The 14,327-nt window shown below is 42.5% G+C and carries 12 protein-coding genes; all 12 read right to left on the bottom strand.

From position 1 onward, the window contains the following. Positions 1 to 288: 288 nt before the first annotated feature. The 12 genes from wecG to wecA all read right to left on the bottom strand — a co-directional run bounded on the left by wecG (position 289) and on the right by wecA (position 13,168). Entirely contained in the window at positions 289 to 1,026 is a 738-nt protein-coding gene (gene wecG / locus SC428_RS09175; RefSeq protein WP_318707211.1) for a lipopolysaccharide N-acetylmannosaminouronosyltransferase, read from the bottom strand. Positions 1,027 to 1,035: 9 nt separating this feature from the next. Next, positions 1,036 to 2,391, bottom strand: coding sequence for an ECA oligosaccharide polymerase (gene wzyE / locus SC428_RS09180; protein WP_070928575.1), 1,356 nt, complete (start codon positions 2,389 to 2,391; stop codon positions 1,036 to 1,038). Further along, positions 2,388 to 3,470, bottom strand: a complete 1,083-nt coding sequence (locus SC428_RS09185; protein ID WP_140182125.1) for a TDP-N-acetylfucosamine:lipid II N-acetylfucosaminyltransferase — start codon at positions 3,468 to 3,470, stop codon at positions 2,388 to 2,390. The genes wzyE and SC428_RS09185 overlap by 4 nt, the downstream gene beginning before the upstream one ends. Beyond that, positions 3,467 to 4,717: a lipid III flippase WzxE gene (wzxE, locus tag SC428_RS09190; RefSeq protein ID WP_070928571.1), complete on the bottom strand. Its 1,251-nt coding sequence runs from the start codon at positions 4,715 to 4,717 to the stop codon at positions 3,467 to 3,469. The genes SC428_RS09185 and wzxE overlap by 4 nt, the downstream gene beginning before the upstream one ends. Continuing rightward, positions 4,717 to 5,847 (bottom strand): dTDP-4-amino-4,6-dideoxygalactose transaminase, encoded by a 1,131-nt coding sequence (gene rffA, locus SC428_RS09195; RefSeq protein ID WP_140182127.1) that lies wholly within the window; start codon positions 5,845 to 5,847, stop codon positions 4,717 to 4,719. Before rffA ends, wzxE begins: the two co-directional genes overlap by 1 nt. Then, positions 5,834 to 6,574, bottom strand: coding sequence for a dTDP-4-amino-4,6-dideoxy-D-galactose acyltransferase (gene rffC / locus SC428_RS09200; RefSeq protein ID WP_318707215.1), 741 nt, complete (start codon positions 6,572 to 6,574; stop codon positions 5,834 to 5,836). The genes rffA and rffC overlap by 14 nt, the downstream gene beginning before the upstream one ends. Continuing rightward, complete coding sequence (rfbA, locus tag SC428_RS09205) at positions 6,552 to 7,433, bottom strand: glucose-1-phosphate thymidylyltransferase RfbA (RefSeq protein WP_070928568.1); 882 nt, start codon at positions 7,431 to 7,433, stop codon at positions 6,552 to 6,554. Before rfbA ends, rffC begins: the two co-directional genes overlap by 23 nt. Before the next feature lie 9 nt (positions 7,434 to 7,442). After that, positions 7,443 to 8,510, bottom strand: coding sequence for a dTDP-glucose 4,6-dehydratase (gene rffG, locus SC428_RS09210; protein ID WP_140182131.1), 1,068 nt, complete (start codon positions 8,508 to 8,510; stop codon positions 7,443 to 7,445). Beyond that, a complete protein-coding gene (wecC, locus tag SC428_RS09215; protein WP_140182133.1) occupies positions 8,507 to 9,769 on the bottom strand; it encodes a UDP-N-acetyl-D-mannosamine dehydrogenase in 1,263 nt (420 codons plus the stop codon). The genes rffG and wecC overlap by 4 nt, the downstream gene beginning before the upstream one ends. Then, complete coding sequence (wecB, locus tag SC428_RS09220; protein ID WP_070928559.1) at positions 9,766 to 10,896, bottom strand: non-hydrolyzing UDP-N-acetylglucosamine 2-epimerase; 1,131 nt, start codon at positions 10,894 to 10,896, stop codon at positions 9,766 to 9,768. Before wecB ends, wecC begins: the two co-directional genes overlap by 4 nt. A 96-nt stretch (positions 10,897 to 10,992) precedes the next feature. Next, a complete protein-coding gene (wzzE, locus tag SC428_RS09225; RefSeq protein WP_140182134.1) occupies positions 10,993 to 12,051 on the bottom strand; it encodes an ECA polysaccharide chain length modulation protein in 1,059 nt (352 codons plus the stop codon). 31 nt (positions 12,052 to 12,082) lie between these two features. After that, the gene (gene wecA, locus SC428_RS09230) at positions 12,083 to 13,168 is read right to left on the bottom strand and encodes a UDP-N-acetylglucosamine--undecaprenyl-phosphate N-acetylglucosaminephosphotransferase (protein WP_070928557.1); all 1,086 of its coding nucleotides are present in this window, start codon (positions 13,166 to 13,168) and stop codon (positions 12,083 to 12,085) included. Positions 13,169 to 14,327: the final 1,159 nt, after the last annotated feature.

The raw sequence follows: 14,327 nt of genomic DNA on the forward strand, positions 1-14,327 counted from the left end.
CGGGGAGTATAGATAAACTCTGTGACTCGGCTAGCTGAACGTAGTCAACAACACTGCAACTTGAAAGATTTCGGGTATATTTGTAGTAATAAGCATGATAACCATTCATATAATGACTATTATACTAGTCGAAAAAAATGCCATAAGCCTGAATTTGAGCCAAAAGCATATATCTTGCATATAATTTTGAAGGATTATAGAAATAATTGAGGTAGGAGGCCAGAAATGAAGAGATTTTATTGTCACGACGCAGAGATACTCATACATCGTGACATGTCACGCAATAAATTATAGCTTGCCACCATAGTAGTAAGCTAAAAATTTAAGTAACTTAAATTGCCTTTTAATACGAGTCGGTTGCGATAACAAACGATACAACCATTCTAAGCCTAAATTTTGCCAAATTTTCGGCGCACGTTTCACATGGCCTGTAAAGACATCATAAGTACCGCCAACACCCATATACAGCGCATCAGGGTGTACTTTACGGCAATCACGCATCAAGATTTCTTGCTTTGGTGAACCCATCGCAACTGTAACAATTTTAGCGCCGCTCTCACGAATACGTTCAAACAGTGCCTCACGATCTTCCGCTGTGAAATAACCGTTTTGTGAACCAACAATATTCACATTCCATTGGGCACGTAGCTTGTTCTCGGTTTGTTCGAGAATTTCAGGCTTACCACCCACTAAAAAGACGGGGGTACCTTCTTTCCCTGCCCGTTCCATGAGTGCTTCCCACAAATCGGCTCCTGCAACACGCGAAACTTGTGCTTGTGGGTATTTACGACGGATCGCGCGCACAATACTGATACCATCTGCATAGAGGTACTCGGCTTGTCCAAGCAATGTATTTAATGCCTCGTCATTTTCTGCGGTCATCACTTTTTCAGCATTAATTGCCACAAGTGTGCCAGACTGGGTTTCGCCATCAGCAAACAGATGATCCAAAAAATGCGCCATATCTCTGAAGCCCCAGATTTGGTGACCTCTGATGCTATATTGTGGAATAGATTGCTGTTCCATAAAGCTCCTCTAGCGGTCGTCGCGACGTTGGTTTTTTAAATAAAAAACGGCTCTATCACGAATAAGCCCCGCACTTTCAAATAACCAGTACAGTAATTTCGCCAAAATCAAACAAAACCCAAAAATTAGGCAGAAAAAGACGACACGTGACACGAAAGAATCCACCCCTTCGCGGGCTAGCACTATCATGTTAAAAATGGCGCCAAAGCAGAATGCTTGCATGATCGCTGCTTTATAACGATTTGATTCTTTTAAACTCATACCATAGATCCAATCGAACCATTTGATAATCAAACCGACAACGATGGCACCAAGTGGGATAAATACCACGCCTCCCATGACTACTAATGAGCCAATTAAGGTAGGTGATATCGCTAAACCTGAATGGTTGTTAAGCACTTCCCATGTGAAGTAATTAGCTGAGTTTAAGACCGTATCCGGTCTATCAGGCCACAACCACGATGGGATAAAGACATAGAAATCACGCGCAATCGGCGCCAGTCCTTGGAACTCTATCTTATCGTAGTTGCTTAACAGTAACGCAAGGTTCTCCCACGGTGAAAAGGTATCGCGAGTCAAATACAAGAACGTATAGAATGCTTCTGCCCCACTCACGTCTAATCCATAGCGTTTAAGCGCGAGCCAGAACATCCCGACAATGCTTGCAACCCCCGCCGCAGCCAACATCCATAACGTGATCCAGCCTCTGACGATACCAATAAACAAAAAGAGTGCGAATGCAATAATAATGTTTGCTCGTGTACCACCGACGATAACATAGGTTAGAAAACCAAAAGCGACCGTACTCACTAGGAATAAAATCCAGCGCTTTTGCGTTGGTCGTAAAAAGTAAACGATCAGCATCGCAGGGATGAAAAAATAGAAAAAGCGTTTTAACGCCACCCCTGAAACTTGGCTGGAAAATATTTGGCTGTAAGTTTTTAGCTTAAATAGCAAAAAACCATTTTGCAGGAAGAAGATCCCAACAGTTACCACTGCCACCGCAACCAGCAATAAACAAGTGAGATTAGTTTCTACTTTATTCATGGTAAATAGCGGACGCTTTGCCACAGTAGGCGCTTTGGTTAGCCGTGTTTTGTACGTAACATAATAAATGGCGTAAAAACTGGTTGCCGCGAGTTGGGCGTATAGCAAGTATTCCGCAGGTACAACGGCCACATCAAATTGAAAGACCAGTGCACAAGTCAGCGGGAAACCAAAGTAAAACGTTAGTAAATACAGTAATGAAAAAAAGATATTAAAATTGAAACGTACGCGTCGGAACTCTTTATACAGCAACGTTCCCATAAAAATAATGGAGATCAGATAAACAAGCGATAAGCCTCCCAACTCGGCTAAGGTCATGCTTGATCCTCCGCAACGGCTAAGATTGCATGCCAGCCATCAGTAAAATTCGGTGCGAAGAAATCAATGTGCTGCTTATCTAATAGCGCCATTTGGCGTTGTGCTTCTTCAACCAAACCCACAGAGAGTTCATCACCATAGAAGAACACCGGAACATTTTGTGCAGTCAGATCCTGCCAAAATGTATTTTGTCGGCTGATAACAAAAGGAATACCGAACTGGATCAGCAAACACACTGTTCCCACGCCCTGCTGACGATTAAAAATAAAATAACCGAGATCACAGGTTTTCAGTAAATTCAGATAATCACTAAATTCCATGCGTTCTTTCAGGATGTTGACTTGACCCGATGTAAACAGTGATTGCGCAGTTTGTTCAACCTGCTGGATGTACGTTTGGTTATTAGCTGGGTAGCCCATAGGCACAATCACGTTAACCTGTTCACCAAACTGCTGTTTAATCGCTCCCAGCGCCTCTATGTGGCGATTTGAGCGATCACCTGAGTTACCCAGTAAGATAGTTAAACTCTCGCCCTGACGTACTGGAGGCGTATTAACGGTCAAGCTTGGATCCATACGTGTAGGAAAATACAGGACTGATGCAGGGACTCGTGGGTTTGATTGCTGAAAATAGCACAAATCCCCCCGTGTCGCGCAAACATGTCCCACTTTCTTTTGTGCCAATCGGCGTAAGATATAAAACAATTTAAATTTTAGGGAAGTGGACTCTTCATACAGATCTGCCCCCCAAATGTGCCACCAAAATTGATGTGACTTAATTTTACCAAATAGCAGCGCCAACCAAATAGGCGCATTAAATTGCCCATGGAAGAAAAAACGCTCCCGACGGTCAGCCATTGCACGACGGATCACGGCATCAGCAATCAATTTTTTACTTTCGAAGACCTCAATATCCAACTGTGGATAGGCATCCGCCAACTGTGTATCAAGGCTAACCACCATAAAATGCGGCTTTGGTGACTCTGCATTTTCTTTGCAGATCACATTATTAAAGAATGTCAGCACCGTTTGATTATGGTGGGGGAGGTCAGATCCCAGTACATGTATTAAGGTTGTCATACTCGCCTACGGTAGATCAAAAATACACAACAACAGAGGAGAAAATACACGATATAGGTCGCCATATAAGCCTGCGTTGCCCCTACAGCACCGTGTGCAGGTATCAGCCAATGGGAAAAGCCCATCAAGAGGATAAACTGACTCACCTCAGTCAAAATATAAAAACGTAAAGCCGCCTTTGCAATGACCAAATAGCCAAAGACATAGGCTCCAACTTTCAAAACATCACCCACTAATTGCCATGCAAACAAATCACGCATGCCATAAAATTTATCGGAAAACAGTAACCAAATCGCAAAATCACGCAGTAACCACACCATAAAGCTGGCGACAGCAACGGCGGGCAAGACAAATTTTAAGGTTTTAATGATCTCTGCTGAGATTTCATGTTTATGTTGTAGCCGAGACAACGTAGGTAGCAAATACACAGAAAATGTTGCCGTAATAAATTGCAGATAAGCATCAGAAATGGTGCTCACCCCAGTCCACAGGCCGACATCATCCCAACTGTATTTTGCAGCTAATAGATTTCGCATCATGATGTATGCGACAGGTAACGTCACCGACGTAATTAACGCCATGACGGTAAACTTACCTAAATTTGTCGCGATCGCTTTATCCCAAGCGGGTTTTAACATGGATAATGCAAATCGCTTACGGCGTACAATCATCAAAGCCGCTGGTAGCACGACAAGTGCCGGTACCAATGCTAATCCTGCTAAGGCGCCATCATAGCCCCCCATGGTATAGCATAAATAATAAGCAACAACGCCAATTATGCTACCGAAAATAATAGACTGAGCATTGCCAGAAGCGTCTCGATAGCCTTTTAAGATTGCTAAAAAGTAATTGGCATACGCAATCCCCATCTGAATGAAAGCCACCGCTTGGATAACTCGCTGGTAATCTTTACTGTCAAACAGTCCTTCACTAATCGAGCCACTAAATAGTAAGAAAATCAACGCGAGTAGTGTCGAAAATGCAAGGATCAGGGTGGATGACGTTCCTAATACGGCGCGTAGCTTTTCAGGATTTTCATGGTGTTCAGCAACATATTTAGTGACTCCATTAAAAATCCCTGCCCCTGATAGCACACCAAGAACAGTGATAAGTTGGCGAAAGTTTCCCGCCAACCCGACACCACTAGGGCCAAAAGAGACCGCTAATAGTTTTACAATCAGTAGGCCCGCCCCAATTTTTATCAGGGTAGACCCAGCTGTCCAAATAGAAGCTCTTGCTAATGACATTAGGCAAAAAACGCTTTAATCGTATCAATAACGGTTTGCTGTTCTTCATCAGTCATATTGTAGAACATCGGCAAACGGACTAAACGGTCACTTTCGCTAGTCGTGTAGCGATCTTCACCGTCAAAACGACCGAACTCTTCACCCGCAGGGCTGGTATGCAGTGCAACATAGTGGAACACTGTCAAAATACCGTGGGATTTCATATAGTCATTAAACTCAGTGCGTTGTTCGACATCTTTTAACTTAATGTAGAACATGTGTGCATTGTGTTTTAAACCTTCCGGCACGATAGGCAATGCAAGTTTACCCGCTTGCGCTAAAGGCGTTAATGCATCGTAATAGCGCTGCCACAATAGCAAACGGCGTTCATTAATTTTTTCCGCTTCTTCTAGCTGCGCCCATAGATAAGCTGCTTGTAAGTCAGACATCAAATAACTTGAACCAATGTCACGCCATGTGTACTTATCAACTTGGCCACGGAAAAATTGACTGCGATTGGTACCTTTTTCACGGATCACTTCCGCACGATTAATCAGTGACTTGTCATTGACCAATGTTGCGCCACCTTCACCGCCTGAAGAGTAGTTTTTGGTTTCGTGAAAGCTGTATGCACCAATATGACCAATCGTTCCCAAAGCACGACCTTTATAGGTAGACATGACCCCTTGTGCCGCATCTTCAATGACAAACAGATTATGCTTTTCAGCAATTGCCATAATCGTGTCCATTTCACAAGCGACGCCTGCGTAATGAACTGGGACAATCGCACGAGTGCGCTCTGTGATCGCCGCTTCGATTTTTGTTTCATCAATGTTCATGGTATCAGGACGGATATCCACAAATACAATGGTCGCGCCTCTGAGCACAAACGCATTAGATGTTGAAACAAAGGTAAAGCTAGGCATGATCACTTCATCGCCTGGCTTAATGTTAATGAGGATCGCCGCCATTTCTAATGATGCTGTACAAGAAGGCGTCAATTGGACTTTAGGGCAATCAAAACGCTTTTCCATCCACTCTTCACAGCGTTTGGTAAAACCACCATCACCACACAGCTTGCCGCTATCCATGGCTTGCTTCATATACGCTAATTCAGTTCCTACAACGGGTGGCTTATTAAATGGAATCATGTTGTCCCCTATATAACCAATACGCAGTGCTAGCAACCGCAGCACCGCTACGTGAATAAAGATTCAATGCAGCAACATTGCTGATTTGCGTGGCAACATTTAGCTGTCTTTTTTGGTGTTGCTTACACCATACCCACGCTGCTGACATCAATTTACGGCCAATCCCTCGCCCGTTCGCTCCAGGCATCACAGCCAGAAGGCCAATACGTGCTGTGTCATCATCAAGGTGCCTTAAACTCACAAAGCCTAAAATCGCCCCTGATGCCTCTTTAACTAACAAACATGTGTGGTCAAACGTGCCTAAAACCGCTTTTTCTATCCACAATGCATAAAAACGCCCACTGTCACCGTTACAGTACCAAGGGGCACGAAAACGGCTTTGACTAAACACCTGTTCAGCCGCCTGACGCAATACAGGGATTTCATCGGCAACAGCAATATCAACTCGCTCTGTTACCAATAAGCCACTGTTCAAATAAGCATTTTCTGTGCCAATAGTCAGGGCAAAATCCACTTCACCTTCAACTAAGGAAAAACCAAGTTGAGATAAACCATCAAGGCGTTCAATATCACCCGCTGAGATTTTCGCTTGAACAATAGCATAGTCATCTAATTGGCTCTCAAGGATAATCTCAGCTTGTTGCGCTGCGAAGTCTAACTTGGCAGTAGAAAGTCCGAAAAAATCAGACTCCCATTGCTGGTGATCAATATTGGCGCGGACGGACACGAAGTAAATCCTCTAAATACTGGCCATAACCTGTTTTACTGAGTTGCTTCGCTGACTTCTGGACCTGTTCATCGGTCAACCAGCCATTACGCCATGCAATCTCTTCCAAACAAGCAACCTTAAAACCTTGGCGTTTTTCAACGGTTTGTACAAAAGTGCCTGCTTCAATCAAGCTATCGTGAGTCCCTGTATCCAACCAAGCAAAACCACGACCTAACAGCTCAACATTCAATTCACCACGCTCTAAATACATTTGATTGATTGAGGTGATTTCGAGTTCGCCACGTTCTGATGGTTTAACTTGCTTGGCAAATTCAACCACTTGATTGTCATAGAAATACAGACCTGTTACCGCCCAATTTGATAGCGGTTTCTTGGGTTTTTCTTCGATGGACAGTACTTTAAAGTCATCATCAAACTCAACCACACCAAAACGCTCAGGATCCATCACTTGATAGCCAAACACAGTGGCACCTTTGGTTCTCGCTGCAACCGATTTCAGTTTAGGGCTAAATGAATGACCGAAAAAGATATTATCGCCCAATACTAAGCAACACGCGTCATTACCGATAAATTCTTCACCAATAATAAAGGCTTGTGCGAGGCCATCAGGAGAAGCTTGTTCTGCGTAGTTCAATTCAATACCAAACTCATGACCATCACCTAACAACCGCTTAAACATAGGTAAATCATCAGGTGTAGAAATGATTAAAATTTCGCGGATCCCCGCAAGCATGAGTACTGATAGCGGATAATAGATCATCGGCTTATCGTAGATGGGTAATAACTGCTTCGAGATACCTCGTGTAATCGGGTGCAAACGCGTTCCCGACCCACCAGCAAGTATTATACCTTTCATGATCCCTCCTTAACGGCTCAGACCTAGACGTTCCCCCGAATAGGAACCATCTTGAACACGACGCCACCATGTTTCATTATTCAAATACCACAACACCGTTTTACGAATACCAGACTCAAATGTTTCCTGTGGTGTCCATCCTAATTCATTGGCAATCTTATCTGCATCAATAGCATAGCGCATGTCATGACCGGGTCTGTCAGTTACATAAGTAATCAAATCACGATAATGTGCAACACCTTGTGGCTTTTGTGGACATAGCTCTTCAAGCAATCCACAAATCGTTTCAACGACATCAATATTACGTCGTTCATTATGACCACCGATATTATAGGTACTACCCGGTAGTGCTGTTGTAGCTACCAAGTGCAACGCACGTGCGTGATCTTCAACAAATAACCAATCACGGATCTGCTCGCCTTTGCCATAAACAGGAAGAGGCTTGCCTGCTAACGCATTCAAAATAATCAGCGGGATCAGTTTCTCAGGAAAATGATAAGGACCATAATTATTTGAACAGTTGGTGATCATGGTTGGCAAACCATAGGTACGCTGCCACGCTCGCACTAAATGGTCACTGGATGCTTTAGAAGCCGAATAAGGGCTGCTTGGCGCATATGGTGTTGTTTCAGTAAAGAATCCATCTGGCCCTTCCAAATCACCATACACTTCATCAGTTGAAATATGGTGGAAACGAAATTGGCCTTTTTTCGATTCGTCTAGCGCCATCCAATAACTGCGAGCAGCCTCTAACAAGGTGTAAGTACCGACAATATTCGTTTCAATAAAGGCAGCTGGCCCATCAATAGAGCGGTCAACATGGCTTTCTGCTGCCAAGTGCATCACTACATCAGGTTGATATTTAGTAAAGACGCGGTCTAACTCCGCACGGTCGCAAATATTGACTTGCTCAAAAGCATAGCGCTCACTGCCTGAAACTTCGCTTAATGACTCTAAGTTTCCTGCATAGGTCAAACAATCCACAACAATTGCGCTATCGCTGGTGTTTTCAATAATATGACGAACGACCGCAGAGCCGATAAAACCGGCTCCGCCTGTAATTAAAATGCGTTTCAACGCCAAACTCCTTTGGTATCAACAACCCATTTTTGTTTAATTAATGAACCTTGAATCGCTTTGAATTGGTTATGATCAACAAGCATTAAAATGATGTCTGCATCTGTCACCGCATCTTCAATTGAAGCGAGCTCAACGATACCTTTTAATGATGTTGGTAATTCATGAATGTGAGGCTCAACCGCATAGGTTTTACCTTTGTTCCAGTTAGCGATCATCTTAGTGATATGCATCGCTGGGCTTTCACGTAGGTCATCAATGTTTGGTTTAAATGACAAGCCGAAGCAAGCAATTGTTACTTCGCTGGCAGTTTTACCTGTTTCAGCTAAGCAATCTGCAACTGCCGCTTTAACTTGATCAACCACCCAAATTGGTTTGCCATCATTGACTAAGCGTGCAGTGTGGATCAAACGTGATTGTTGTGGATTTTGTGCCACAATAAACCATGGGTCAACGGCAATACAGTGTCCACCAACACCTGGACCTGGTTGCAAGATATTGACGCGAGGATGGCGGTTTGCCAAGCTGATCAGCTCCCAAACATTAATATTTTGTTCGGCACAGATCAGGGATAATTCGTTAGCGAAGGCAATGTTCACATCACGGAAGCTATTTTCAGTCAGCTTACACATTTCTGCGGTTCTTGAGTTAGTAATAACACATTCACCTTCAAGGAAAATATTATATAGCTCACTCGCACGTAATGACGATTTCGGGTTCATACCACCAACAACACGGTCATTTTTAATCAACTCGACCATCACCTGACCCGGCAATACACGCTCAGGGCAGTACGCCACATCAATATCAGCTTGCTCGCCTGTTTGGTGCGGGAACGTTAAGTCAGGGCGCGCTTGTGCCATCCACTCTGACATTTGCTCAGTGGTACCGACAGGCGAGGTGGATTCTAAAATCACCAAATCCCCCTTTTTCAACACAGGGGCAATCGACTCGGCAGCAGCCTTCACATAAGTCAGATCAGGCTCATGTTCCCCTTTAAACGGTGTTGGTACCGCGATCAAATAAGCATCTGCCGGTTGCGGCTTAGTAAAGGCTTTCAGATGACCTGCTTCAACAGCCGCTTTAACGACGTTGTCGAGTTCTGGCTCAACAATATGGATTTTACCCTGATTAATGGTATCAACCGCATGTTGGTTGACATCAACGCCAACAACTTGCTTTTTGCGCGAGGCAAATGCCGCTGCTGTTGGTAAACCAATATAACCAAGGCCGATAACAGAAATAGTTTCAAAACTCATAATTTCACCTGATTGCTTTTTAGTGCTTCAAGAATACGCTGACAAGCATGACCATCCCCATATGGGTTATGAGCGCGGCTCATTGCATGATATTCCGCTTCATCTGTCAGTAACCGGTTAACTTCTGCAACAATTTTTTGTGTGTCTGTACCAACAAGGCGTACGGTGCCTGCATCGACAGCTTCTGGGCGTTCAGTTGTGTCCCTCATGACTAAAACTGGCTTGCCTAGTGATGGCGCTTCTTCTTGGATCCCACCTGAATCCGTCAAAATCAAGTAAGAATGATTCATCAAATAGACAAAAGGCAAATACTCTTGAGGGCTAATAAGAATAATATTATCAATACCATGCAAAATACGTTTGACAGGCTCACTGACATTTGGATTCAAATGCACAGGATAAACTACCTGAACATCAGGGTGGCTTTGGGCAATTTCAGCCAATGCATGGCAAATACGTTCGAAACCACCGCCAAAACTTTCTCGACGATGGCCCGTCACTAAAACCATTTTTTTGTTTGCATCTATGAATGGGTAATTTGCAGCCAATTTTTCGACCATATATTGGTCACTCATCACCTTATCTCGCACCCACAACAGCGCATCAATAACCGTATTACCCGTTACAAAAATATGGTTATCTGGGAGTGACTCTTTCAGTAGATTTTGGCGAGAATTTTCCGTTGGTGCGAAATGGTACATTGCCAAATGCCCCGCAATTTTGCGGTTTGCTTCTTCCGGCCAAGGGGAATACAGGTTGCCGGTACGCAGCCCTGCTTCGACATGCCCAACAGGAATGCGATGATAAAATGCAGCGAGGCTAGTAGCCATCGTGGTTGCGGTATCACCATGCACTAACACAACATCAGGCTGAAAATCAGCAAATACGCTTTTTAGCCCTTCTAGGATACGACAGGTAATATCGGTTAAATCTTGCCCCGGCTTCATAATATTGAGATCATAATCAGGTGTGATCTCAAATAGCTTCAGTACCTGATCGAGCATTTCTCGGTGCTGGGCCGTTACACATACTTTAGCTTCAAAAGCCGTATCATTAGCAAGTGCATGCACCAGTGGAGCCATCTTAATGGCTTCCGGTCGAGTGCCGAATACAGTCAATACTTTCACAGTGACTCTCTTATATTTATCTATGCAGTTAGCTGCTTTTATTTAATTATAATGACTTAATGCAGTGGCTGACCTGATGCCAGCCACTTATACAAATCAGGATGGACGACGGCGAGCAAGCACAACGCCTGCACCAACCAACGCACCAATAGCACCCCATAGAACCATCATAAAGGCTCTGCGTGGGCTATCACGTTTGACAGGATCTTCAGGTGTCCGTAGGTAACGGTAAGCCTGAAAATGGTCTTGGAGAGTTGGCCCTACACTCAATGTCGATAACATTGCGATGTTTTGATCATAATCAGTATCATGATCAGGCCCTGTCGCTTTCAGCGTTTCAATCTGAGCTTCCAGTAGTGGAACCCCTAGCATAAACATTTTTGAATCTGGGATTTCATCAACTGGTGCAGTACTTTGATTACGTGAAATACCTTGTTTTTCTGCGACTTTCAGTGCTTGCTGAAGAACATTTAAACGTCTTTCATAAGCGGATTCAGCAACCATATCTTCACGTTTTACTAACGCTTTCATAGACTGCAATTTAGTCGCCCAAGTCCCTTTGATTTCATCATTCAGATTTGCCGTTGCGCGTTGATTAGCAAACTGAACATATTCACGTAATAACTGGTTAGCATCTTTCGAGGTTTCAGCAATTAACTTAATGCTGTCATTCGTATTTTTAAGTTTATCGGATGGCGTAAATTGAATATTGTCGATCAACTCATCCAAAAGTGCGGCATCTGCCTTCTGATCATTCTCTAAGCGCTGCTTATAATAATCCGTTGTTAACCAAAATTGACGTCGAGTATCATAAGCACCTACCTGCTTAATAAACTCTTGGTATGCTTCATTGGCAATCGTGGGTAGTTGACCTTCTTGACCCGTCGAATTGATTCGAGAATCCAGATTACGTAAAAACTGTTGTTGCGAATAGTAACTACCCAAATTATTCACGGTTGGCAAGTCAGTGATCGCCGTTGAGCTCCATTTCTGCTGCATAAAATAGGAGGCTCCCAATGCAATTGCTGCGAATAACACAGCAATTGCCACGATCCAAATTTTACCTTGCCATAAAGAACGGCACAAACCACGGATATCCAATTCCGGTTCTATCGGCGGCTGATACTGATTAGGTTGTGTTTCTGAGTTTTTCACTGCACAGAACCTCTATTATTTCCGTTTGTCGTTACCGTACTGCACCTCTACGCATACGACGTCTGACGCGTTTAATAAAACGAGCCACTTTCCACGCTCGTTTGATGCAGTAACCATACATAAAGAAGACAAGCAAAAAGAGTGCCAACATTACCCATTCAGGTATAAATGTTAGACGTTCACCAATAATTCCTACGCATGCTAAAAACGCGGCCGACAATGTGATCAGCACAAAAGCCCCTCTTGGGGTAAAACCTGAACGCATAATCAAATGGTGAATATGTTGGCGGTCAGGTGAAAATGGGCTCATACCTTTGCGAATACGACGATACATAATCGCTACCATGTCCATTAGTGGAATTGCAATAATCCATAATGCAGTGACAGGGTTAATTGGATGTATCGTTTCTTGGGTCGATTCCACAAGGATCCAAATAATGGTAAAACCGATCAAGGTACTTCCCGCATCCCCCATAAATACTTTAAAGCGGCGGCCCAATATGCCTAAGTTTAAGAAGATATAAGGAAGAATAGCTGCAATAAAGGCAAAACACCAAAATGCTAACGCGTAGTTACCACTTTGATATAACAAAAAGCCTAGCGCCCCGAACGAAACACAAGATAGCCCACCTAAAAGCCCATCAATACCATCAACCATATTAAAGGCATTGATCGCAGCCCAGACAGCAAATAGAGTGACAATATAACCGAATGGCCCAAGGACTAATTCCCATGGTCCAAATGCATGACCTAACGATTCTAATTTAAGATCAGCAATCATCATCATGGCAACAGCAACCATTGCCTGCACGCCCGCCCTTAATTTAACGCTAATATCGAATCGATCATCTAAAGCACCGATAAATACCAGCAAGCCGGCACAAACAAGGTATAACCATTTATGAGGAATATATTCCTCAGTAATGACAAACGCAAAACAGATACCAAAAAAGACCGTTATCCCCCCAACTAAAGGGACCAATCCTACGTGTTTTTTTCTAAAGTTAGGTTTATCTACCAGCCCGATTTTGGTTGCTACAACACGAGCGATAAAAATAAATACTAACGTGAACAAAAAAACGTAAAACAGACTAGCAAAAAATTGTGCGGTGTCCACGAGTCACTCTCTTATCTTTTTATCTAACTAACCTAAAACTAAAATATTTGTTCCCATACAAAGCCACGGGCGACAGCACATGCATTATCATCTCAAAATAGATAAGCGCTATAAGACGAGTCTTTAATAACTATACTCTAAGTAATTCGAGTTGTAGGTAGGCGACAAGCGAAGATAGACGGGGAGCATAGACAAACTCTATGACTCGGCTAGCTGAACGTAGTCAACGCTCCTACAACTTGAAAGATGACGAGTATATATTAAAAATTAGTCCCATAAGGTTATTACCGTATCCCTATTATACTTCAAATAGCAGCATCACTTTCAATCACACTCATCATACAGGCTTACCCACCCAATGATTGATATTATTGCTACCCAGCTGCACTTCAAACTATTTTGTAGATAACAAGGATACGACAACATCCTATTTATGTATCTTATGCCAAATAAAGCAATATACATGCCATAAAAACCAGTCACTCTTTAGCATTATAATTTTAGGCTTTTTTTTGTTTAATTATTGCACCTTTTTTGATAAATCAAAAAAAGACAATTCGCAAATGATATTCTCTGTTAATAAATACACCAATAGCATGTATCATATACAATTAATCAGCATACAAATAAAACAAAAATTATTTTACTTAACAAATCGATTCTCCGTTTTATGATAGAAAAAATCCAATACAATAATTATTATTTTATTGATAACCATCATGTCTATACGCTTGTATGATGTTTTCCTTACTTTTCAGTTCTCAACTTTCCGTTGCTCGCCTTCATTCGCAGTGCTAAACATGGATTTTTAGTATCCCTACATAAAAATGCCCCTGTCTTTCACAAAACTAATTTAAACAAACAGAAAGATTAAAGTAGTATCTCAAATCATTCATATAATACACAAGAAAAATACTGTTAATAGATAATGTTATACACTTTCACACGAGCTAAACGTGTACTTATTGATTTTGTATGATAATAAATCATCTGAGCCATTTATGACCATTACATTAGAATAAATCTGATGAAATTATTCACTTCAATATACTTAACAACAAATAATCCTGCTAACAGGAAATATATTTGTGTTTCGTATCAAAACTCACTAATTTTAAGCGATTATTATTGGCGTTTTTACAAAATACATTTTAGTTTG

Source organism: Providencia sp. 2023EL-00965, assembly GCF_033550225.1.
In the GTDB taxonomy this organism is placed as follows: domain Bacteria; phylum Pseudomonadota; class Gammaproteobacteria; order Enterobacterales; family Enterobacteriaceae; genus Providencia; species Providencia manganoxydans.

Coding starts and splice junctions, on each gene's coding strand:
- wecG (WP_318707211.1), bottom strand. CDS start 1,026: ATGGAACAGCAATCTATTCCACAATATAGCATCAGAGGTCACCAAATC.
- wzyE (WP_070928575.1), bottom strand. CDS start 2,391: ATGACCTTAGCCGAGTTGGGAGGCTTATCGCTTGTTTATCTGATCTCC.
- SC428_RS09185 (WP_140182125.1), bottom strand. CDS start 3,470: ATGACAACCTTAATACATGTACTGGGATCTGACCTCCCCCACCATAAT.
- wzxE (WP_070928571.1), bottom strand. CDS start 4,717: ATGTCATTAGCAAGAGCTTCTATTTGGACAGCTGGGTCTACCCTGATA.
- rffA (WP_140182127.1), bottom strand. CDS start 5,847: ATGATTCCATTTAATAAGCCACCCGTTGTAGGAACTGAATTAGCGTAT.
- rfbA (WP_070928568.1), bottom strand. CDS start 7,433: ATGAAAGGTATAATACTTGCTGGTGGGTCGGGAACGCGTTTGCACCCG.
- wecC (WP_140182133.1), bottom strand. CDS start 9,769: ATGAGTTTTGAAACTATTTCTGTTATCGGCCTTGGTTATATTGGTTTA.